This window comes from Streptomyces sp. NPDC026206 (assembly GCF_040638465.1).
Lineage (GTDB): Bacteria > Actinomycetota > Actinomycetes > Streptomycetales > Streptomycetaceae > Streptomyces.
In genome coordinates this window covers 23,834-45,490 of the sequence record NZ_JBEZYL010000016.1, presented here as the reverse complement: position 1 = coordinate 45,490, position 21,657 = coordinate 23,834, and the positions used below count along the sequence as shown (strand labels likewise).

The window sequence follows — 21,657 nt, the reverse complement described above, 5'->3', positions numbered from 1 at the left end:
TGCCCGTGGCACCAGAGTAATCATGGAACCGGGAGCAGTACCGAATCAGGCCGCGGACCGGCCCGTGCCGTGCGTCTCGGCGAGCACGCGCAGCGCGCGGGCGTCGGCGATGGCCTGCTGCTTGGCGATGCCCGTCTGGATGCCCATGGCGGGCAGGCTCGTGCCGTCGGAGAGGTCGAGGTAGACCCACGGGTCGCCGGCGCGCAGGTTGACCCGCACGATCTGGGCCCAGGCCAGCCGCCGGGTCGTCGTCAGGTTGGTGACGGTGACGCCGTCCTCGGTGGCGACGACCTTGGGGCGGCTGAGCAGCGCGAGTACGGCCAGGCCGAGCAGCCCGGTGCCGATGAACGTGACCCGGTCCGCCGTGGTGAACGACTCCAGCATCAGCGAGAGCGCCGTGAGCACGGCGAGCAGGGCGCCGCCGGTGCTCAGCAGCACGATCCGGGTGCGGGTCGGCCGGAAGGTGACGGGCAGCTCGGGGGTGGACACGTCGTGGGTTCTCTTCTTGCTGTACGGACCGGGGGTCACAGGCGGCAGGCGTGGATGCCCGTGGTGAGGATGGCGCGGGCGCCCAGGTCGTACAGCTCGTCCATGACGCGCTGGGCGTCCTGGGCCGGGACCATGGAGCGGACCGCGACCCAGCCCTCGTGGTGCAGCGGCGAGACCGTCGGCGACTCCAGGCCGGGGGTGAGGGCGACGGCGCGCTCGACCTGCTCGACACGGATGTCGTAGTCCATCATCACGTAGCGCCGGGCGACAAGGACGCCCTGCATGCGGCGGAGGAACTGCTGGACCTTGGGGTCGTCGGCGGGGGCGCCGTGGCGCCGGATGACGACGGCCTCGGACTTCAGGATCGGCTCGCCGATGATCTCCAGGCCGGCGTTGCGCAGGGTGGTGCCGGTCTCGACGACGTCCGCGATGACCTCGGCGACGCCGAGCTGGATGGCGGTCTCGACGGCCCCGTCGAGGTGGACGACGGAGGCGTCGACGCCGTTGTCGGCGAGGTGCTTGGTGACCAGGCCGGAGAAGGAGGTGGCGATGGTCATGCCGCCGAACTCGCTGACGTCCTTCGCCGTGCCCGGGCGGGTGGCGTAGCGGAAGGTCGACCCGGCGAAGCCGAGCTGCATGATCTCCTCGGCCCGGGAGCCGGAGTCGAGCAGCAGGTCACGGCCGGTGATGCCGATGTCGAGCTTGCCGGAGCCGACGTAGACCGCGATGTCGCGGGGGCGCAGGAAGAAGAACTCGACCTCGTTGCCGGCGTCGACGAGGACGAGTTCCCTGCGGTCCTTGCGCTGGCGGTAGCCGGCCTCATGGAGCATCGCCGACGCAGGCTCGGAGAGAGAACCCTTGTTGGGTACGGCGATGCGCAGCATGAGGTCGGTTTCCTTTGTGCGTTGAGGTAGTGGTGCGGAAGAGGAGGGTCGTGCCGGTCAGAGGTGAGCGTATACGTCGTCCAGGGAGATCCCCCGGGCCACCATCATCACCTGAAGGTGGTACAGCAACTGGGAGATCTCCTCGGCCGTGGCCTCGGCGCCTTCGTACTCGGCGGCCATCCACACCTCGGCGGCCTCCTCGACGACCTTCTTGCCGATGGCATGCACACCCTTGCCCACCAGCTCGGCTGTGCGGGAGGTGGCGGGGTCGCCGGAGGCCTTCTGCTGGAGCTCGGCGAAGAGCTCCTCGAACGTCTTCTTGGACATGGTGGTCCTACCCTACGGGGTCCGGCCCCGCTACCTGTGCCCGGGCTTGGACACGGAGCGCAGGATGACCGCCGTGGCGACGGCCGCGGAGACGGCTTCGTGGCCCTTGTCCTCGGCCGAGCCCTCCAGCCCGGCCCGGTCCAGGGCCTGTTCCTCGGTGTCACAGGTCAGGACGCCGAAACCGACGGGGACGCCGGTGTCGACGGAGACCTGGGCGAGTCCCTGGGTCACGCCTTCGCAGACGTAGTCGAAGTGAGGCGTGCCGCCGCGGATGACGACGCCCAGGGCGACGACGGCGTCGTAGCCGCGTCCGGCGAGGACCTTGGCGACGACCGGCAGCTCCCAGCTGCCGGGGACGCGCAGCAGGGTGGGCTCGTCGATGCCGAGGTCGTGCAGGGCCCGCAGGGCGCCGTCGACGAGGCCGTCCATCACCTTCTCGTGCCACTGCGCGGCGATGACGGCCACCCGCAGGTCCTGGCAGTTCTTCACACTCAGCTCGGGGGCACCCTTGCCGCTCACGTGTCGCTCTCCTCGGTCGGTACGCCGGTCGGTATGGCGTTCGTTCGGTCGGTCAGTCGGTCGGTGTCGGTCACTGGTTGCCGCAGGCGGACACGTGTTCGGCGTCCAGCCAGGGCAGGTCGTGTCCCATGCGGTCCCGCTTGGTGCGCAGGTAGCGCAGGTTGTGCTCGCCGGCCTGGACGGGCATGGGCTCCCGGCCGGTGACCCGCAGCCCGTGCCGTACGAGGGCGGCGGTCTTGTCGGGGTTGTTGGTCAGCAGGCGCAGCGAGCGCACGCCGAGGTCGGTGAGGATCTGCGCACCCGCGGCGTAGTCGCGGGCGTCGGCCGGCAGGCCCAGTTCGAGGTTGGCGTCGAGCGTGTCGCGGCCGTCCTCCTGGAGCTCGTAGGCGCGCAGCTTGGGCAGCAGGCCGATGCCGCGCCCCTCGTGACCGCGCAGGTACAGCACGACGCCGCGCCCCTCGGCGGTGATGCGCTCCAGGGAGGCCTGCAGCTGGGGGCCGCAGTCGCAGCGCAGCGAGCCGAAGACGTCGCCGGTCAGGCACTCGGAGTGGACGCGCACCAGCACGTCCTCGCCGTCGCCGAGGTCGCCGGCGACGAGGGCGATGTGCTCGACGCCGTCGACGGTGGAGCGGTACCCGTACGCGCGGAACTCGCCGAAGGCGGTGGGCAGCCGGGTGGCTGCCTCGCGGCGGACGGTGGGCTCGGAGGACTTGCGGTAGGCGATCAGGTCCTCGATGGAGATGATCGACAGGCCGTGCTTGCGGGCGAAGGGGACCAGTTCGGGCAGGCGCAGCATGGCGCCGTCCTCGCCCGCGATCTCCACGATCGCGGCGGCCGGGCGCAGCCCGGCGAGGCGGGCCAGGTCGATGCCGGCCTCGGTGTGGCCGTTGCGGACCAGGACGCCGCCGGGCTTGGCGCGCAGCGGGAAGACGTGCCCGGGGCGGACGAAGTCGCCGGGCACGGCGGCGGGGTCGGCCAGCAGCCGGATGGTGGTGGCCCGGTCGGCGGCGGAGATGCCGGTGTCGGTGCCGTGGGCGCGGGCGGCGTCGACGGAGACGGTGAAGGCGGTGCGCATCGACTCGGTGTTCTGCTCGACCATCTGCGGCAGGTCGAGCCGGTCGATGTCGGACTCCTCCATGGGCACGCAGATCAGGCCGCGGCACTCGCTCATCATGAAGGCCACGATCTCGGTGGTGACCTTCTGCGCGGCGACGATCAGGTCGCCCTCGTTCTCGCGGTCGGCGTCGTCCACGACGACGACGGGCCGGCCTGCCGCCATGTCGGCGATGGCCCGCTCGACGGGGTCGAGCGTGAGCACGTCGGCGTCCTCGTTGTCGGTGTCGTACCAGCTCTGTACGGCGGTCATGCCGCTACTCCTTCCGGAACGGTTGCGGGCTCGGCGCTCGCCCGCGAACGAAGCCACCAGTCGCGCATGCCCCACAGGACGAGGACGAGGTAGACGATGTAGACGAGGCCGGAGAAGGCGAGCCCGCTGTCGAAGGCGAGCGGGACGCCGACCACATCGACCAGCAGCCAGGCGAACCAGAACTCCACGAGCCCACGGGCCTGGGCGACCATCGCGGCGAGGGTGCCGACGAAGATGTACGCGTCCGGCCAGGGGTTCCAGGACAGTTCGGGTACGGCGGTGAACAGGGTGCCGACGGCGAGCGTGCCGACAGCCGTGCCGGCGAGCAGCAGGAGCCGCTCGCGCCAGGAGGCGAAACGGACGGCGATGGAGCCGTCCTGGGCGGCCCGCCGGCCGCCGGCCCACTGCCGCCAGCCCCACACGGCGACGGCAATGACCAGGAGCTGCTTGCCTATGCCACCGCTGAGATGGGCGGAGGCGTAGGCGGCGACGAGGATGACGCCGGAGAGGAACTGGGCGGGCCAGGTCCATATGGAGCGGCGCCAGCCGAGGGCGAGGGCGGCCAGGCCGACGGAGTTGCCGATCATGTCGGACCAGATCACGTGCTGGCCGAATGCGGCGAACGCCTCTCCGTTGAGCCAGTCGAGGGCGCTCATGCGACCGGCTCCTTCGCGCCGCGCTGCCCCAGGAGCCGCTCGACGTACTTGGCGAGGACGTCCACTTCGAGGTTGACCGGCTCGCCGGCCTGCTTGATGCCGAGTGTGGTGAGGTCGAGGGTGGTGGGGATGAGGCTGACGGTGAAGTAGTCGTCCCCGGCCTCGACGACGGTCAGGCTCACGCCGTCGACGGTGATGGAGCCCTTCTCCACGACGTAGCGGGCGAGCCCGGCCGGAAGGGCGATCTTCACGATCTCCCAGTTGTCGCCGGGCACGCGCTCGACGATGGTGCCGGTGCCGTCCACGTGGCCCTGTACGAGGTGGCCGCCGAGGCGTCCGCCGAGCGCCATGGGGCGTTCGAGGTTGACGCGGGAGCCGGGGACGAGGGCGCCGAGGCTGGAGCGGCTGAGGGTCTCGGCCATGACGTCGGCCGTGAACTCACCGGCCTCGGTCTCGACGACGGTGAGGCAGACGCCGTTGACCGCGATCGAGTCGCCGTGCTTGGCGCCTTCGGTGACGACGGGGCCGCGCAGCCGGAAGCGAGCGGAGCGAGTGGGCATCTGCCCATCGGCAGTCGGGGGAGAGTCGCCGTGTTCCTCGACGGCGACGATCTCACCCAGCTCTTCGACGATTCCGGTGAACACTTCAGCTCTCCTCGGTGGCGGAGACGGGGACAGGGGCAGTGGGGGTGGCGGTGATCCGCAGGTCGGGGCCGAGCCGGGTGACGTCGGTGACGTCCAGGCGCAGCGCGTGCGCGATGGTGCCGATTCCGGCGTCGCCGAGTGCGGACGGCCCGGCGCCCAGCAGCGCGGGGGCCAGGTAGCCGATGACACGGTCCACGGCGCCGGCGGCCAGGAAGGAGCCGGCGAGGGTGGAGCCGCCCTCCAGCAGGACGGAGTGCACGCCGCGTCCGTAGAGCTCGGCGAGCAGGGTGTGGACGCCGATCCCGGTCTTGTCGCCGGGCAGCCGGGCGATCTCGGCGCCGGGCAGATGCCGGGTGTCGGCATCCTCGCCGACGACGATCAGCGTCGGTGCCGCGTCATCGAGGACCCGGGCATTCGGCATGATCGTCGCCCGGGTGTCGACGACGACGCGCAGCGGCTGGGTGACGGGGTCCCGGCCGGGCACGGGGCCGCGCACGGCCAGGTGCGGGTCGTCGGCGCGCAGCGTGCCGGAGCCGACGACGACGGCGTCGGACTCGGCGCGCAGCCGGTGTACGTCGGCGCGGGACTCGGCGGAGGAGATCCAGCGGCTGGTGCCGTCGGCGGCGGCGCTGCGGCCGTCGAGGGTGGCGGCGTACTTCCACACCACGAAGGGGCGCTTGTGCAGCACGGAGGTGAGCCAGGCGGCGTTGCCGGCCGCGGCCTCGTCCGCCAGCAGTCCGCCCTCGGCGTCGACGCCCGCGGCCTCGAGGCTGGCGGCGCCGCCGGTGGCGGTCGGGTTGGGGTCGGCGACGGCGTAGACGACGCGGGCGATGCCCGCCTCGACGAGGGCCTGCACGCAGGGGCCGGTGCGGCCGGTGTGGTTGCAGGGTTCGAGGGTGACGACGGCGGTGCCGCCCCGGACGTCGTGGCCGGCCTCGGCGGCGGCGCGCAGGGCCTCGACCTCGGCGTGCGGGCCACCCGCGCGCTGGTGCCGGCCCTCGCCGACCGTGCGGCCGCGCTCGTCCAGGAGGACGCAGCCGACGACGGGGTTGGGGCTGGTCGAGCCGAGAGCGCGCGCGGCGAGCGCGATGGCGCGTCGCATCGCATCGGCTTCGGTCGCGGTGGCCACCGGGGTCCTCCTGCCTCTTCGGGCACGGACTCCGGGGCTGTCGTACGGGACGACGATTGAGCGGGTACACCGCAACGAAGATCACAGAGCCGGGGGACGCGAGGAGAGGGTGGCCGGATCCCGGGAGCGCCCGGGAAAGGGTGCCACCCATCCGCGTCACCTGTGGCGGTGTGCCGATGCGTGCCCGCCGCGCACTGCCTCCCATCCGGACTTTAACCGTCGGTCCAGGAATTTCACCTGGTCAACCGGCCGCTGGCTGCGGACGGGTCGCGGACTGTAACCGCCGGTTCGGACTTTCACCGACCCCGGAGTGCGCTGCGTAAATAATGGATCATCAATGGTACAGGTGTCTGACCTGCGGCTTCATGCCCTCCGCAGCTTCGACGAGTCCGAGCGTACGCCGCCCGGCGGCGCGGTGTCCACGGGGACTTGACAGAGTGCGCCGCCTCACACCCGCCTGACACCCGGATCGCACCGGGCCCGCACTGGGCTCCCACCGTGCCCGCATCGGCTCGCGGCCGGCGCCGCCCCGGCCCCCGGGACCGCGCACTTGGTCCATACCTATTGACGCACTGGTCTAGTCCTCTTAACCTCTGCCACACCTCCGAGGAGTACGGCCCGCCGGTACGCGCGCACCACGGGCCACAGCACGTCGCACACCCCCCACGCACCGCTCTCATGAGCCCCCCACTGGAGGACCCGACCGTGTTGTTCCGCAAGAGACCCCTCAGACCCCGCACCCGCAGAGGCGTCGCCCTCGCATCGGCGGGCACCGCTCTGGCCGGGCTGCTCGCCGGCACCCTGTCCGTGGCCGTCTCGCACGCCGAGGACCAGTCCGCCTGCCGCCCCGACGGCCTCTACAGCACCCCGGGCACCGACGTCCCCTACTGTTCGGTCTACGACGCCGCCGGCCGCGAGAAGATGGGCGCCGACCACCAGCGCCGCGTCATCGGCTACTTCACCGGCTGGCGCACCGGCAAGGACGGCACGCCCGCCTACCTCGCCCCCGACGTCCCCTGGGACAAGGTCACCCACCTCAACTACGCCTTCGCGCACGTCGGCCCGGACGACAAGATCTCCGTCGGCGCGGACGGCGCCGGCAACCCCGCGACCGGAATGACCTGGCCGGGCGTCGCCGGCGCAGAAATGGACCCGGCCCTCCCCTACAAGGGCCACTTCAACCTCCTGAACAAATTCAAGAAACAGCATCCGCAGGTGAAGACGCTCATATCGGTGGGCGGCTGGGCGGAGACCGGCGGCTATATCGACGAGAACGGCAAGCGCGTCGATTCCGGCGGCTTCTACAGGACGGCGACGAACGCCGACGGATCGGTCAACCAGGCCGGGATCGACACCTTCGCGGATTCGGCCGTCGCCTTCGTCAAGAAGTACGGATTCAACGGCGTCGACATCGACTACGAGTACCCGACCTCGATGAAGGATGCCGGGAACCCCAAGGACTGGACTCTGGCCAACGCCCGGCGCGGCGGACTCAACAAGGGTTATGCGGCCCTGATGAAGACGCTGCGCGAGAAACTCGACCGGGCCGGTGCCGCCGACGGCAGGCACTATCTGCTGTCCGTCGCCGCGCCCTCGTCCGGCTATCTGCTGCGCGGCATGGAGACGTACCAGACCACGAAATTCCTGGACTACGTCAACGTGATGTCCTACGACCTGCACGGCGCCTGGAACGAGTTCACCGGCCCGAACGCCGCGCTGTACGACGACGGGAAGGACGCCGAGCTCGCCAAGTGGGGCGTCTACGGCGCCGCCCAGTACGGCGGCATCGGCTACCTCAACGGTGACTGGGCGTACCACTACTTCCGCGGCGCGCTGCCCGCCGGGCGGATCAACCTCGGCCTGCCGTACTACACGCGCGGCTGGAAGAACGTCACCGGCGGCGCGGACGGCCTGTGGGGAACGGCGAAGACCACGGCCTGCCCGGCCGGTTCGGGGCTGACCACCTGCGGTGACGGCGCGGTCGGCATCGACAACCTCTGGCACGACAAGGACGACGACGGCAAGGAGTCCCCCGCCGGGTCCAACCCGATGTGGCACGCGAAGAACCTGGAGAAGGGCGTCGCCGGGGACTACCTCGGCCGCTACGGCTTCCCGGCGGGTACCAAGCCCACCGGCACCTACGCCCGGCGCTACGACGCCACACTGACCGCGCCCTGGCTCTGGAACGCCGACAAGAGGGTCTTCCTCTCAACGGAGGACGAGCAGTCGGTGAAGGCCAAGGCCCAGTACGTCGTGGACAAAGGGCTCGGCGGCACGATGGTCTGGGAGCTCGCGGGCGACTACGGCTGGAACGCGGGCAAGGGGCAGTACGAGCCCGGCTCCACGCTCACCACCGCGATGTACGACGCGTTCAAGTCGGCCCCCGCCTACGGGGCGAAGCGGGCGACGACCGACGTGCCCGGCCAGGCGATCGACATCGGGGTGAGCGTCACCGGCTTTCCCCTGGGCGACTCCAACTATCCGATCAACCCGAAGATCCACCTCACCAACAACACCAGGACCACCATCCCCGGCGGCTCGGAGTTCCAGTTCGACTACGCCAGTTCCGCTCCCGGCAACGCCAAGGACCAGTCGGGCTGGGGACTGAAGGTCATCCGCAGCGACCACTCGGCACCGAACAACATCGGCGGCCTGAAGGGCGACTACAACCGGGTGTCGGTGAAGCTGCCGGCTTCCCAGCCGCTGGCACCGGGGGCCTCGGCGGACATCGACTTCGTCTACTACCTGCCGGCGTCGACGCCCTCCAACTGGACGGTGACCTTCGCCGGCAGAACCTACGCGCTGGCCGGCGACCTGGCCCGCGGCACGACGGTGGTCGAGCCGGGCGGCTCCACGCCCACCCCGACGGGCACCGCGACCCCCACCCCGACGGGCACACCCACCGGCGGCACCTGCGCCGCGCCGGCCTGGGACAAGGCGGCCGCCTACAGCGGCGGCGCCACCGTCTCGTGGAAGGCCCGCTCGTGGAAGGCCAAGTGGTGGACCCAGGGCGAGGAACCGGGAACCACCGGCGAATGGGGGGTCTGGCAGGACCTGGGCACCTGCTGATGCACTGAGAGCCGGCAAGCGGACCGGGACCCGGCGAGGAGCGGTATGGGCACGGACACCACGGATCCCGCGGACGCCCGGGTGCGCAGGGCGCGGATCGCGATGGCGGCGATCTTCGCCGTGCACGGTGCGGTCACCGGCACCTTCGCCACCCGCGTCCCCTGGATCCAGGAACACGTCGGCATCAGCGCCGGCCGGCTGGGCCTCGCCCTGGCCTTCCCCGCGATCGGCGCGTCGCTGACGATGCCGCTCGCGGGGAGCGTCAGCCACCGCTTCGGTTCGCGCACGGCGTTGCGTGCCCTGCTCGCCCTGTGGTGCGCCTCCTTGGCGCTGCCCGCACTCTCCCCCGGCATGCTCACGCTCTGTGCGGCGCTGGCGGTGTACGGGGCGGCGTCGGGCATGGCGGACGTGGCCATGAACGCGCTCGGCGTGGAGACCGAGGAGCGGCTGGGCCGCTCGATCATGTCGGGGCTGCACGGCATGTGGAGTGCCGGTGCGCTCGTGGGGTCGGCGGCGGGCACGGTCGCCGCGCAGGCCGGCACGGACGCCCGTGTCCATCTCGGACTGGCGGCCGGCCTGCTCGTCGGGCTCGGCTCGGTCGCCTGCCGCTGGGCACTGGACGTGCGCAGCGCCGTGGACGAGCATCCGCCGCCGCGCTTGGCCCTGCCGCCGCGCTCGGCGGTGATCATCGGGGCGGTCGGTTTCTGCGCGGTCTTCGCCGAGGGGGCGAGCCTGGACTGGTCGGCGGTCTACCTCCGCGACGTCATCGGCTCCGGGCCGGGCGTGGCCGCCGCCTGCACCACGGCCTTCGCCTGCACGATGGCGGTGGCCCGGCTGGCGGGCGACGCGGCGGTGCGGCGGTTCGGTCCGGTACGCACCGTACGGGCGGGGGGCGTGCTGGCGGCCGGTGGCGGGCTGCTGGTGGTCCTCGCGGCCCATCCGCTGCCGGCCATAGCCGGCTTCGGCCTGCTGGGGCTGGGCATCGCCGTCGTCGTTCCGCTGGCCTTCGCGGCGGCGGGGCGCAGCGGGCCGGACGCCGGCCGGGCGATCGCGGGCGTGGCCACCATCACTTACACGTCGGGGCTGGTGGCGCCTGCCGCCATCGGGCAGATCGCGAACGCCACGTCGCTCGTGGTGTCCTTCGGCCTGGTGACCGTGCTGGCCGCCGGGCTGGTGGCAGGTGCGGGCGTGCTGCGGGCCCCGGCGCGGGATGCCGCCGCCGTGGCCCGTACCGCCGCGGCCGCCGAGCGCTGAGGGTTCCTGTCCGCTTCCCGCAGACGCCGCCGCGGGCCGTGTGCCGGGCCCCGGAGGGGGTCGGCCACGGCCCGCGGTGGAGGGGAACCGTCAGGCGCGGAACGTCACATCACGATGGCCCAGCCGTGGTAGCCACCGTGGTGCTTGTTGTGGCCGCAGTCGCGGCCGCCGTCGTGGTCCCGGCCGCCGTCGTGGTCCCGGCCGCGGTCCCACTTGTCGTCGCAGTCCCTCTTGTTGTGGCCGCCGCCCCAGCGGTCATGGTCGTCGCCGTGGCCGCCGCCCCAGCGGTCGTGGTCGTCGTTGTGGCCGCCGCCCCAACCGCCGCCCCATCCGCCGTGGCCGCCACCCCACTTGTCGTGGCCGCCGTGGCCGCCACCCCACTTGTCGTGGCCGCCGTGGCCGCCGTGGCCGCCACCCCAGCCGTCGTGGCCGTGGTTCTTCCACTTACCGATCCAAATGCCGCTCCAATCTCCCCACTTGCCCCAGCCGCCACCGCCCCAGCTGTCGTGGCGGATGTAGTCGTGGCGGCTGTAGTCGCCGTGGCGGTAGTGGCCGCGGTCGTGGTCCTTGCGGCCGTGGTCGCAGTCCCGGTCCTTGTCGCGGTCGCGGTCACGGTCGCGGTCCTTGCGGCCGTGGTCGCAGTCCCGGTCCTTGTCGCGGTCGCGGTCCTTGTCGCGGTCGCGGTCGCGGTCCTTGCGGCCGTGGTCGCAGTCCCGGTCCTTGTCGCGGTCCTTGTCGCGGTCACGGTCCTTGCGGCCGTGGTCGCAGTCCCGGTCCTTGTCGCGGTCACGGTCCTTGCGACCGTTGTCCTTGTCCCGGTCCTTGTCACGGCCCTTGTCGTGGCCCTTGTCCTTGTCACGGTCACGGTCGCGGTCACGGCCCTTGTCGCGGTCACCGTGGTCGTCGTCCCAGGTCCACGCCTGGTTGCCGGACGCGACCTGCGGCGCGGCCTGGGCCACTCCGGCGACCGGAACAATGGTGGCGCCGGCGAGGATCGCGGCGGCCGCGGTGCGGCCGACGAGCTTGCGCATGTGTGTCTCCTGAATTGCAGGAAATCGGACACTCAGACGCATACCTCGCATGAACTGATAAACATCCGGCGGTCGTGGCCATACAGCCCTACGAGCTGCCAATTGGGCCGATCGCAGCAACGCGCGAGAGGGGTCCGGAGGGCCCCGGAAGCGCTCCGACGAGGGCGAGGAGCACCGGCCGGCCCGGCTTAGCATGGTCCGGATCACGACAACGCGAACAGTTACGGAGCGGTCATGGGCCTCGGGGTGCGCTGGACTCTGCACGGCGACGGGCGCACCCCCGCCCCCGGGGCAGTGGTCAGACCGGATGAACGGCTCTCGTGGCCGCGCACCGCGGGCCTGGGCGCGCAGCACGTGGTGGCGATGTTCGGGGCGTCCTTCGTGGCTCCGGTGCTCATGGGCCTGGACCCCAATCTCGCCATCATGATGTCGGGCGTCGCGACGATCATCTTCCTGCTGGCGACGCGCGGCCGGGTGCCCAGCTACCTGGGCTGCAGCCTCTCCTTCGTCGGTGTCGCCGCGATCATCCGGGCCCAGGGCGGCGACAGCGCGGCCGTCACGGGCGCGATCCTCGTGGTCGGTGTGGCGTTGTTCCTGAGCGGCCTCGCGGTGCGGAGGTTCGGTGCGCGGATCATCCACGCGGCGATGCCGCCGGTGGTCACCGGTGCGGTCGTCATGCTGATCGGCTTCAACCTGGCGCCGGTGACCGCGAGTACGTACTGGCCGCAGGACCAGTGGACGGCGCTGCTGACGATGCTCTTCACCGGGCTCGCGGTGGTGTGCCTGCGGGGCTTCTGGTCCCGTGTCGCGATCTTCCTCGGACTGCTCTTCGGGTATGCGGTCTCCTGGGTCTTCGACCGGGTCTTCGGCAAGATCCACTCGGTGCACGGCGGCGCGCAGGCCGTCGACCACTGGCGCCTGGACCTGTCGGCCGTGGGCAAGGCCGACTGGACCGGCCTGCCCTCGCTGCACGCGCCCGCCTTCGGCTGGTCGGCGGCGCTGGTCGCGCTTCCGGTGGTGATCGCACTGATCGCGGAGAACGCCGGCCACGTCAAGGCCGTCGGCGAGATGACCGGCGACCCGCTGGACGACCAGCTGGGCACCGCGATCGCCGCGGACGGCGCGGCGACCGTGCTCTCCACCGCGGTCGGGGGCCCGGCCAACACCACGTACTCCGAGAACATCGGCGTCATGGCGGCCACCCGCGTGTACTCCACCGCCGCCTACTGGGCCGCGGCCGGCTTCGCGCTGCTCTTCGGCCTCTGCCCCAAGTTCGGGGCGGTCGTCGCGGCCATCCCGGGCGGCGTGCTGGGCGGCATCACCGTGATCCTCTACGGCATGATCGGGCTGCTCGGCGCGCAGATCTGGGTCCACAACAAGGTCGACCTGCGCAATCCGCTGAACCTGGTCCCGGTCGCGGCGGGCATCATCATCGGCATCGGCGGCGTGAGCCTCAAGATCAGCCAGAACTTCGAGCTCAGCGGCATCGCCCTCGGCACGATCGTGGTGATCAGCGGCTACCACGCGCTGCGCGCCCTGGCCCCGGCCCACCTCAAGGAGCAGGAGCCCTTGCTGGACTCCGGCACGAGCGGCTACGACGACGGCACGGGCAACACGGGCGCCGTGCCGCACGGCGTGTGACCGCCCCGCCCGGCACGGCGGCCGGGCACGCAGCGTGACGAAGCGGCACGAACCCCGCCCTCGTTCACCCGTTCTGGTTAACTATCCGCCACTCGCGCCTACGCTCCGTATTCGACTGTCACTCTGTGCATATGACGATGACGCGGGCGCAGCCGGCGGTGCCCGCCGGCATCGACGGGGTACTGGCGCGGATGCGGGGGCTCGACGCCGCGCTTCCGCCGAGGGACGGGGTGGCGGTGTTCAACCGGGTGTATCTGGCGGTCACGGAGGAGGTCGGCCGCCGGGTGTCGCTGGGCGGCTTCCGGAACCGGCAGGCGACGGCAGAGCTCGATGTGCGCTTCGCCAAGCGCTATCTGCACGCCGTCGACCAGGCCTCCAAGGGCCGCCTGCCGCCGGCCTGCTGGCGGCCGCTGTTCCAGCTGCGGGGCCACCCGGCCGTCCAGCCCCTGCAGTTCGCGCTTGCGGGGATCAACGCCCACATCGGCCACGACCTGGCCCTGGCCCTGGCCGACACCTGCCGGGCGCTGGACGCCGAGCCGCGCGCCCTCGAGGGCGACTTCCACCGGATCGGCGCCATGCTCGTCGCCATGGAGGAGCGCATCCGCGAGGAGCTCATGCCGGGGCCCGACCTGCTGGACGTCGCGGACCCGCTCACCCACCTGGTCGGCTCATGGACGCTGGAGGCCGCGCGGAACGCGGCCTGGGCCTCGTTCCGCGCGCTGTGGGCCATGCGTGAGCTGCCCGATCTGGTCGAGGAGCTCACCGACCGCGTCGACGCGAGCGTCGGCATGGTCGGCCGCTGCCTCCTCACACCGCTGGGCTGACGCGCGCACGGACCGCGCGCGCCACTCCCGGCCTCAGTCCTCCGGCAGCTCGACGGGCGCGATCTCGTCGTAGACGTCACCCGGACCGGGGTTGGTGCCGTCCGTGGCCCCGCCGAACTGGCGCATGACGCCCCACACCGCGTTGAGCGCGGTCTGGACGGCGCCCTCGGCCCAGCCGGCGGTCCAGGAGATGTCGTCGCCGGCGAGGAAGATGCCCCGCTTGTCCTCGGGCAGGCGGTCCTGCATGAAGTGGGTGAACAGTCGCCGCTGGTAGCGGTAGTGCCCGGGGAGGTTGGCCTTGAACGCGCCCATGAAGTAGGGCTCGTTCTCCCAGGAGACCGTCACCGGGTTGCCGATGATGTGCTTGCGGATGTCGACCTTGGGGTAGATCTCGCGGAGCGACTTGAGCATGACCTCCATGCGCTCGTTCGCCGAGAGCGGCAGCCACTTGAGGCTGTCGTCGCACCAGGTGTAGGAGAGGCAGATGACAGCGGGCTTGTCCGGCCCGTTGTCCAGCAGGTAGGTGCCGCGCGTCATACGGTCGGTGAGCGTCATCGACATGACGTCCCGCCCCGTCTCCTCATCCTTGTCCAGCCAGAACGGCCGGTCCACCGGCACGAACAGCTTGGACGACTCCATGTAGTGGGTGCGCTCCATCGCCGTCCAGTGGTCGATGGGGAACAGCGAGTCATCGCACTCGATCTTCGACAGCAGCATCCAGGACTGGGCAGTGAAGATCGCCGCCTGGTACGTACGGATGTCGCCGGTGGCGTCGGTGACGGTGATGCGGTTGCCCGCCGTGCGGTGCAGACGAGTCACGGCCGGACGGGGCGCGCCGCCGTGCAGCGAGGACAGCGAGGTGCCCTGCGCCCAGTGGATGATCTTCTCCGGCTCGCGCTCCCACAGGCGCAGCGGCAGCTGCTGGCTGCCGCCGACGATGCCGCGGTGGTGGTCGTCGGCCTCGGTGTAGACGACGCGGAGGATCTCCAGGATGGAGTTGGGGAAGTCGGTGTCCCAGCCACCGGTGCCGAAGCCGACCTGGCCGAAGATCTCCCGGTGCCGGAAGGACTTGAAGGCCTCCGACTCGCAGAGGAAGCCGTAGAAGGTCTGGTTGTCGAGCTTCTCGACGAGCTTCGCCCAGATCTCACGGATGCGCGGCACGTCGCGCTCCCGCATGGCGCGGTTCATGTCGGAGAAGTCCGCGCCCTCCTCCAGGCAGGCGTTCCAGGCCTGCGCCACGTCGCGGTAGACCTGGGGCAGGTCCTCGACCGTCTCCGCGTAGTGGGACTCGCCCTTGAGGTCGACGACCGTGGAGGGGGTTCCCGGCGCCAGCGGGTTGGGGAACGGCTTGGTCTCCAGGCCCACCAGGTCGATGTAGTGCTGGAAGGCGGTGGAGGACGGCGGGAAGCGCATCGCGCCCATCTCGGCCGTCAGCTCCCCTTCCTCACCTGTGGCGGAGCAGCCCTCGAAGCCGACGGTCCGCAGCCGGCCGCCGATCTGGTCGGCCTCGTAGACGACGGGCTTGAGGCCCATCTTCATCAGCTCGTACGCGGCGATGACGCCCGACAGTCCGCCGCCGATGACGGCGACCTCGGTGCCGTGCTCGGTGGCCGGTATCTGGCCCAGACCCGCCGGGTGGGCGAGGAAGTCGTCGTAGGCGAAGGGGAAGTCCGGGCCGAACATGGTGATCGGCGGCTCGACGGGCTGGACCTGCTCGTGCTCGTCGTGGACGGCGGTGGGCACCGTGGACGTCATCGGCTGGACTCTCCTACTGGCAAGGGGGTGTGGGCGGGGCGAGGGAAGCCCGTGGTCAGGTGAGCGAGGCGTACAGCTCGGGGCGGCGATCGCTCAGATAGGTGTTCTCGGCGCGGGAGGCCTTCAGCAGCGCCGGGTCGACGTCGGCGACGATCAGGTCCTCACCGGCCCCGGCCCGCGCCCGTACGGTTCCGTCGGGGGCCGCGAGGCAGGACAGCCCGGCGAAGGCGAGATCGCCCTCGGCGCCGCAGCGGTTGGCGTAGGCGATGTAGAGCTGGCTCTCCCACGCCCGCGCGGGAATGATCGTCTGCGGCACGATCTCGTAGGGGCGCATCAGCGCGGTGGGGGCGAGCAGCAGCTCGGTGCCCGCCAGCGCGTGGGCCCGTACGGTCTCGGGGAACTCGACGTCGTAGCAGATCAGCAGCCCGAGCCGGAGGCCGCCGAAGTCGGCCTGGACGAGCGGGTCACGGCCGGGCGTGAAGCTGGCCGTCTCGTACTCGCCGAAGAGGTGGGTCTTGCGGTAGTTGGCGAGAGAGGTCCCGTCGGGGCCGATGAGCTGGAGCGAGTTGTAGACCGTCTCGCCGTCGCGCTCGGGGTAGCCGTAGCCGATGGCCAGCCCGTGCTCGGTGGCGATGCGGGCGACGGCACCGGCGCCGGGGCCGGAGGCGGGCTCGGCACGGTCCCGGACGGCCGCGCCGAGGGCGTAGCCGGTCAGGTACAGCTCATTGGTGAGCAGCAGCCGGGCACCGGCGGCGGCGGCCCGCCGGGCGGCGGCGGCCAGGGCGTCGAGGCTGTCGGCAGTGGAGGAGGGAACGCCGCTGGGACCTTGGTACAGCGCGGTGCGCAGCGGCGTCATACGTTCCTCTGGTGGCTGATCGGGCAGAAGGGTCACACACGCATCCGTGTTGATGACGACTTGACGTTACGGTCCGGGCTCTCCGCCCGACAAGGCGCCGACGTTGCGCGCAGACGCCCGATTCGTTGCGCCTTTCCGTTCCTTCGCGGCGATTCATTGCGCGGGGCCACCGGGTAGGGGGCGGCTGCCCGGCCGGGCCCCTTACTGCGGCCCGCTACAGTCGTCCTCCGGCCGTGCCGGGGGGGCTCAGGACGGCGCGCCGGAGGTGAAACGGCGCAGCAGGGGCGAGAGGACCAGCACCGACTTCGTGCGCTCCACGAAGGGCTCCCCGGCGATGCGCTCCAGAACGCGCTCGAAGTGCCGCATGTCCGAGGCGAAGATCTGGACGATGGCGTCGGCCTCCCCCGTGACGGTGGAGGCCGACGCCACCTCCGGGTACCGGGAGAGGCCCCGGTGGATGGCCTCGGGCGAGGTGTTGCGGCGGCAGTAGAGCTCGATGAAGCCTTCGGTCTCCCAGCCGAGCGCGGCCGGGTCCACGCGTACCGTGAAGCCGGTGATGGCGCCTTCGGCGCGCAGCCTGTCCACACGCCGTTTGACGGCGGGCGCGGACAGGCCGACCTCCGCGCCGATGTCGGCGTAGGAGCGCCTGGCGTCTTCGGCCAGGGCATGCACGATGCGTTCGTCGAGCTCGTTCAATCGCACGGCGGGTGGATCACTTTTCTACGGGTACCAGCTGTCGTTACCAGCAGTAGATCACGTACCCGGCCGTACCCCCGACCCGAACGCCGTGCCCGGCCCCTCAGCTGCCGAGTGCGGTGCACATGGCGGGAGGCCCGGGGAATTCCTCGGGGAGTGCGTCCATCAGGACCTCGTCGACGTACTGGCCCAGCCAGTGGCCGGACTTGCGGAAGCGTCCGGTGGGCCGGAATCCGGCCTTCTCGAAGGCGGTGATGCCGGCCCGGTTCGGCTCCAGCACCCGCAGCCACACGGCCCGCATGGCGCCCAGATGGAACGCCCAGTCCAGGGTGAGGCGGGTGGCCTCCTCGGCGAAGCGCTTGCCGCGCTGGGCGGGGGCGACGACGATCGCGAACTCGGCCCTGCGCTCGCCGGGGTCGATGCGCAGCGTGGTCAGGGCGACCGGCTGCTTGTCCTTGAGGCGTACGACCTCGAACCGCGCGTGGTTGCGGTCGTCGAGTTCCCGGTCCCACTCGTCCGCCCGGGCCTCCCACGCCCGGGGGAAGCGGCTCCCGGCGCCGAGGATGGTCCCGGGGTCGCATTCCCATCTGTGGTACTCGGTCAGCATCTCGTCCCTGGGCATGCCCAGGGCGAGCCGGTCGCCGGTCAGCAGGAGGTGGGGACTGCTCATCCGATGTGATCCCTTCCCGTCTGCCGGGTCCCCGGACGGCGGACCCGGCAGGCAGGGATCATAGGGCCGCTCAGAAGAAGATCATTTCTTCGCGGCGGCCCCTGGAGCCCAGGACGCGGGCCTGCCCGCGTCCGGCTCCCGTCCTCACCTCCGCCGCTTGCCGCCCTTCCCGCCGGACTTCTTACGAGCCTTCGCACCGGACTTCCCACCGGACTTCGCACCGGACTTCGGGCGGGACTGCGTCCCGGGCCTGGCCGCCGCCTTGGCGCCGGACCCGTCCTTGGTGGCGGCCGTGGTTCCGGCCTCGGCGTCCTTCGTCGCGGCGGCCTTGGTTCCGGCATTCCCGGACGTCTTGGTCGCGGGCTTCGCGCCGGTCTTGGCGCCGGACTTCGCCTCGGGCTTCACAGCCGTCTTCACCTCGGCCTTCGCCTCGGCCTTGGCAGCGGCCCTCCGGCCGGCCCCGGCGCCGGCCTTCGCGCCGGCCACCGCCTCTTCCTTGACGAGCTCCACCGCGCCGCCCGTCGCGCCCTCCTGGGCCAGGCGGGAGCGGCGCATGCCGTAGCCGAAGTAGAGCAGGAGGCCGAGGACCATCCAGCCGCCGAAGTACTCCCAGGTGACGACGTCCAGGCTGAACATCATGTAGACGCACAGCAGGAAGCCGATGGCCGGGAAGACGGGTGCGAGCGGCACGGAGATCCAGCGACCGATCGGCACACGCACACCCGAAAGCGGTACCCGGAAGCTGCGGTGCATGTCGGGGCGGGTGAAGCTCAGCACGATGACGGCGACGTTGACCAGGGCGAAGGCGAAGAGCGTGCCGATGCTGGTGGCGTCCGCGAGCTCGGCGAGCGGGACCGCGGCGGCCAGGATGCCGCAGAAGAGCGAGACGATCACGGTGTTGGCGCGCGGCACCCCGGTCTTCGCGTGGACCTTGGAGAAGGCCTTGGGGACCAGGCCGTCGCGGGACATCGCGAAGAGGATGCGGGTCTGCCCGTACAGCACGGTCAGCACGACGCTGGCGATGGCGATGACGGCGCCCGCGGCGAGGAAGACGGCCCAGAAGCCCTGGCCGGTGACGTCCTTCATGATCCCGGCCAGCGCGGCCTCGGAGCCCTCGAACTTGTCCCACGGCATGGCGCCGACCGCGATCGCCGCGACCAGCACGTACAGCGCGGTGACGATCAGCAGCGACAGCATGATCGCCTTGGGCAGGTCCTTCTTCGGGTCCTTGGCCTCCTCGCCCGCGGTGGACGCGGCGTCGAAGCCGATGTACGAGAAGAAGAGCGTGGCGCCCGCGGCGCTGACGCCACCGAGGCCGAGCGGCATGAACGGCGCGTAGTTGCCGGCGCGGATGCCGGTGAAGGCCACGGCGCAGAAGAGCACCAGGGCCACGATCTTCACACCGACCATGATCGTGTTGGCCCGGGCGCTCTCCTTGGCACCGCCGAGGAGGAAGGCCATGCACAGCAGCACCACGAGCAGGGCCGGCAGGTTGAAGATGCCGCCGTCGACGCCCGGCGGGTTGGCCAGGGCGTCGGGGATGGTGACGCCGATGGTGCCGTCGAGGAGTTCGTTGAGGTACTGGCCCCAGCCGACGGCGACGGCCGCGACGGAGACGCCGTACTCGAGGATCAGGCACCAGCCGCAAATCCAGGCGACGAGCTCGCCCAGGGTGGCGTAGGCGTACGAGTACGAGGAGCCGGAGACCGGGATGGTGCCGGCCAGCTCCGCGTAGGACAGCGCCGAGAACAGCGCGGTGACGCCCGCGAGGACGAACGAGATCACGACCGCCGGGCCCGCTTGGGGCACGGCGTTGCCGAGGACCACGAAGATGCCGGTGCCCAGCGTGGCGCCGATGCTGATCATGGTCAGCTGCCACATGCCGAGCGAGCGGCGCAGGCTGCCGCCCTCGCCCTGGCCGCCCTCGGCGACCAGGCGCTCGACGGGCTTGCGGCGCATCAGGCGGGCGCCGAAGCCGGGGGACGACAGCGCAAGGCGCTGGTCGTCGCCGGTGATGGGTGGCGCGGTGCCTTGGTCCAACACTGGGTCGCTCCGTTCATGACTGCCGGTCGGGGTACCGGTCGGGGAGCGGCAGCCCACGGCGGTCACCCAGGGCGCGCCGGCATGGCAGAGCAAACCCGTAGCGAGGGGGTACCGCCGAGCAAGCGGTACCCGCCACTCCACGTTCTGCGCAGACCCTATGAGGTGAGGGCCCACGCTCGTAATGCACCATTCTTGCGTATGCCCGTTCGATCATTGCGTCCGGGGGACCAGAACGGGCGAACGTTGCACGTCGGGTTATGAATCGGTACAGGGGCAGCAAAAAAGGGGCGCGACCCGGTGATCCGGGTCGCGCCCCTTCGGGCGGTGCGGACTACTGCCAGCTGGCGTGCAGCGGCTTGCCCTCGGCGTATCCGGCGGCGCTCTGGACGCCGACGACGGCACGCTCGGCGAACTCCTCGAGGGAGCCGGCGCCGGCGTACGTGCAGGAGGAACGGACACCCGCGATGATCGAGTCGATCAGGTCCTCGACGCCCGGACGGGTCGGGTCGAGGAACATGCGCGAGGTGGAGATGCCCTCCTCGAACAGGCCCTTGCGGGCGCGGTCGTAGGCGGATTCCTCGCTGGTGCGGTTGCGCACGGCACGGGCCGAGGCCATGCCGAAGCTCTCCTTGTACAGGCGCCCGTCGGCGCTCTGCTGGAGGTCGCCCGGGGACTCGTAGGTACCGGCGAACCAGGAGCCGACCATGACGTTGGAGGCGCCGGCGGCCAGGGCCATGGCCACGTCACGGGGGTGACGGACGCCGCCGTCGGCCCAGACGTGCTTGCCGTACTTCTTGGCCTCGGCGGCGCACTCGAGCACCGCGGAGAACTGCGGGCGGCCCACGCCGGTCATCATGCGGGTGGTGCACATGGCGCCCGGGCCCACGCCGACCTTGATGATGTCCGCGCCGGCCTCGATGAGGTCGCGCACGCCCTCGGCGGCGACGATGTTGCCCGCGACGATCGGGACCTGCGGGTCGAGCGCCCGGACGGCCTTGACCGCGGAGATCATCGACTCCTGGTGGCCGTGCGCGGTGTCCACGACGATCGTGTCGGCACCGGCGGCCAGCAGGGCCTTGGCCTTGCCTGCCACGTCGCCGTTGATGCCGACGGCGGCCGCGATGCGCAGCTTGCCGTCCGCGTCAGTGGCGGGCGTGTAGAGCGTCGCGCGCAGGGCGCCCTTGCGGGTGAGGATGCCGGCCAGCCTGCCGTCCTTGTCGACGGCGGGGGCGAGCTTGCGGTGGGCGGCGTCGAGCTGGTTGAAGGCCTCGCGCGGGTCGATGCCGGCGTCGAGGAGCAGCAGCTCCCTGGACATGACCTCCGACAGCTGGGTGAAGCGGTCCACGCCGGTCAGGTCGGACTCGGTGACGACGCCGATCGGGCGGTGGTCGCCGTCCACGACGACGCCCGCGCCGTGTGCCCGCTTGTGCAGCAGCGAGAGCGCGTCGGCGACGGTCTGGGTGGGCGCGAGGACGATGGGGGTGTCGAGCACGTGGTGACGGCTCTTGACCCAGGAGATGACGTCGGCGACGACCTCGATCGGGATGTCCTGGGGGATGACGACGAGACCACCGCGGCGGGCGACCGTCTCGGCCATGCGCCGGCCGGCGATGGCGGTCATGTTGGCGACCACGAGCGGAATGGTGGTGCCCGTCCCGTCGGGCGAGGAAAGATCCACGGCCTGGCGGGAACCGACCGCGGAGCGGCTCGGCACCATGAACACGTCGTCGTACGTCAGGTCGTACGCCGGCTTCTGGTCATTAAGGAATCGCATACTGGCTCTCTCACCTGCGGTTTTGCGTAC

18 protein-coding genes, 1 pseudogene and 1 riboswitch are annotated in these 21,657 nt (G+C 71.2%); of the genes and pseudogenes, 4 read left to right on the top strand and 15 right to left on the bottom strand.

Going from position 1 to position 21,657, the window contains the following annotated elements:
• Window positions 1–45: 45 nt before the first annotated feature.
• From AB0F13_RS21530 to ribD, 8 genes are all read right to left on the bottom strand, one after another.
• Entirely contained in the window at window positions 46–489 is a 444-nt protein-coding gene (locus tag AB0F13_RS21530) for a PH domain-containing protein (RefSeq protein WP_362084553.1), read from the bottom strand.
• A 35-nt stretch (window positions 490–524) separates the two neighbouring features.
• A complete protein-coding gene (gene hisG, locus AB0F13_RS21525) occupies window positions 525–1,373 on the bottom strand; it encodes an ATP phosphoribosyltransferase (RefSeq protein WP_362084550.1) in 849 nt (282 codons plus the stop codon).
• Window positions 1,374–1,430: 57 nt separating this feature from the next.
• Window positions 1,431–1,700 (bottom strand): phosphoribosyl-ATP diphosphatase, encoded by a 270-nt coding sequence (locus AB0F13_RS21520; RefSeq protein ID WP_071963644.1) that lies wholly within the window; start codon window positions 1,698–1,700, stop codon window positions 1,431–1,433.
• Window positions 1,701–1,730: 30 nt separating this feature from the next.
• Window positions 1,731–2,219, bottom strand: a complete 489-nt coding sequence (gene ribH / locus AB0F13_RS21515; protein ID WP_362084547.1) for a 6,7-dimethyl-8-ribityllumazine synthase — start codon at window positions 2,217–2,219, stop codon at window positions 1,731–1,733.
• A gap of 70 nt (window positions 2,220–2,289) precedes the next feature.
• Window positions 2,290–3,585 carry a bifunctional 3,4-dihydroxy-2-butanone-4-phosphate synthase/GTP cyclohydrolase II gene (locus AB0F13_RS21510; protein ID WP_362084544.1) on the bottom strand — a complete coding sequence of 432 codons (1,296 nt, stop codon included), beginning with the start codon at window positions 3,583–3,585 and terminating at the stop codon, window positions 2,290–2,292.
• On the bottom strand, window positions 3,582–4,241 hold the full coding sequence (locus AB0F13_RS21505; RefSeq protein WP_362084541.1) for a nicotinamide mononucleotide transporter family protein: 660 nt from the start codon (window positions 4,239–4,241) through the stop codon (window positions 3,582–3,584). Before AB0F13_RS21505 ends, AB0F13_RS21510 begins: the two co-directional genes overlap by 4 nt.
• The gene (locus AB0F13_RS21500) at window positions 4,238–4,885 is read right to left on the bottom strand and encodes a riboflavin synthase (protein WP_362084538.1); all 648 of its coding nucleotides are present in this window, start codon (window positions 4,883–4,885) and stop codon (window positions 4,238–4,240) included. Before AB0F13_RS21500 ends, AB0F13_RS21505 begins: the two co-directional genes overlap by 4 nt.
• Window position 4,886: 1 nt before the next feature.
• On the bottom strand, window positions 4,887–6,014 hold the full coding sequence (gene ribD / locus AB0F13_RS21495; RefSeq protein ID WP_362084535.1) for a bifunctional diaminohydroxyphosphoribosylaminopyrimidine deaminase/5-amino-6-(5-phosphoribosylamino)uracil reductase RibD: 1,128 nt from the start codon (window positions 6,012–6,014) through the stop codon (window positions 4,887–4,889).
• Between the two features lie 187 nt (window positions 6,015–6,201).
• A riboswitch (FMN riboswitch) is annotated at window positions 6,202–6,332 on the bottom strand.
• 360 nt (window positions 6,333–6,692) lie between these two features.
• Between ribD and AB0F13_RS21490 the strand changes: the two genes are divergently transcribed.
• Together AB0F13_RS21490 and AB0F13_RS21485 are read left to right on the top strand one after the other, a co-directional pair.
• Window positions 6,693–9,083 carry a glycosyl hydrolase family 18 protein gene (locus AB0F13_RS21490; protein WP_362084532.1) on the top strand — a complete coding sequence of 797 codons (2,391 nt, stop codon included), beginning with the start codon at window positions 6,693–6,695 and terminating at the stop codon, window positions 9,081–9,083.
• A gap of 45 nt (window positions 9,084–9,128) precedes the next feature.
• A complete protein-coding gene (locus AB0F13_RS21485) occupies window positions 9,129–10,337 on the top strand; it encodes an MFS transporter (RefSeq protein WP_362084529.1) in 1,209 nt (402 codons plus the stop codon).
• A 104-nt stretch (window positions 10,338–10,441) separates the two neighbouring features.
• Here AB0F13_RS21485 and AB0F13_RS21480 read toward each other — a convergent pair whose 3' ends face one another.
• A complete protein-coding gene (locus tag AB0F13_RS21480) occupies window positions 10,442–11,368 on the bottom strand; it encodes a hypothetical protein (RefSeq protein ID WP_362084527.1) in 927 nt (308 codons plus the stop codon).
• 234 nt (window positions 11,369–11,602) lie between these two features.
• On the opposite strand from AB0F13_RS21480, the gene AB0F13_RS21475 reads away from it, so the two are divergent.
• Together AB0F13_RS21475 and AB0F13_RS21470 are read left to right on the top strand one after the other, a co-directional pair.
• The gene (locus tag AB0F13_RS21475; RefSeq protein WP_362084524.1) at window positions 11,603–13,009 is read left to right on the top strand and encodes a solute carrier family 23 protein; all 1,407 of its coding nucleotides are present in this window, start codon (window positions 11,603–11,605) and stop codon (window positions 13,007–13,009) included.
• A 131-nt stretch (window positions 13,010–13,140) separates the two neighbouring features.
• Entirely contained in the window at window positions 13,141–13,833 is a 693-nt protein-coding gene (locus AB0F13_RS21470) for a DUF5995 family protein (RefSeq protein ID WP_362084521.1), read from the top strand.
• 33 nt (window positions 13,834–13,866) lie between these two features.
• Here the strand turns inward: AB0F13_RS21470 and AB0F13_RS21465 are convergent, their stop codons facing one another.
• The 6 genes and pseudogenes from AB0F13_RS21465 to AB0F13_RS21440 form a co-directional block, all read right to left on the bottom strand.
• On the bottom strand, window positions 13,867–15,588 hold the full coding sequence (locus AB0F13_RS21465; protein WP_362084518.1) for an NAD(P)/FAD-dependent oxidoreductase: 1,722 nt from the start codon (window positions 15,586–15,588) through the stop codon (window positions 13,867–13,869).
• 55 nt (window positions 15,589–15,643) lie between these two features.
• Window positions 15,644–16,444, bottom strand: coding sequence for a carbon-nitrogen hydrolase family protein (locus tag AB0F13_RS21460; RefSeq protein WP_362084780.1), 801 nt, complete (start codon window positions 16,442–16,444; stop codon window positions 15,644–15,646).
• A 246-nt stretch (window positions 16,445–16,690) separates the two neighbouring features.
• Window positions 16,691–17,146 (bottom strand): Lrp/AsnC family transcriptional regulator, encoded by a 456-nt coding sequence (locus AB0F13_RS21455; protein ID WP_362084515.1) that lies wholly within the window; start codon window positions 17,144–17,146, stop codon window positions 16,691–16,693.
• Window positions 17,147–17,243: 97 nt separating this feature from the next.
• A complete protein-coding gene (locus tag AB0F13_RS21450; protein ID WP_362084512.1) occupies window positions 17,244–17,810 on the bottom strand; it encodes a GNAT family protein in 567 nt (188 codons plus the stop codon).
• A gap of 534 nt (window positions 17,811–18,344) precedes the next feature.
• Window positions 18,345–19,826, bottom strand: a pseudogene (locus tag AB0F13_RS21445) (amino acid permease); the annotation flags it as partial.
• Window positions 19,827–20,184: 358 nt separating this feature from the next.
• Complete coding sequence (locus tag AB0F13_RS21440; RefSeq protein ID WP_362084509.1) at window positions 20,185–21,627, bottom strand: GuaB1 family IMP dehydrogenase-related protein; 1,443 nt, start codon at window positions 21,625–21,627, stop codon at window positions 20,185–20,187.
• Window positions 21,628–21,657: the final 30 nt, after the last annotated feature.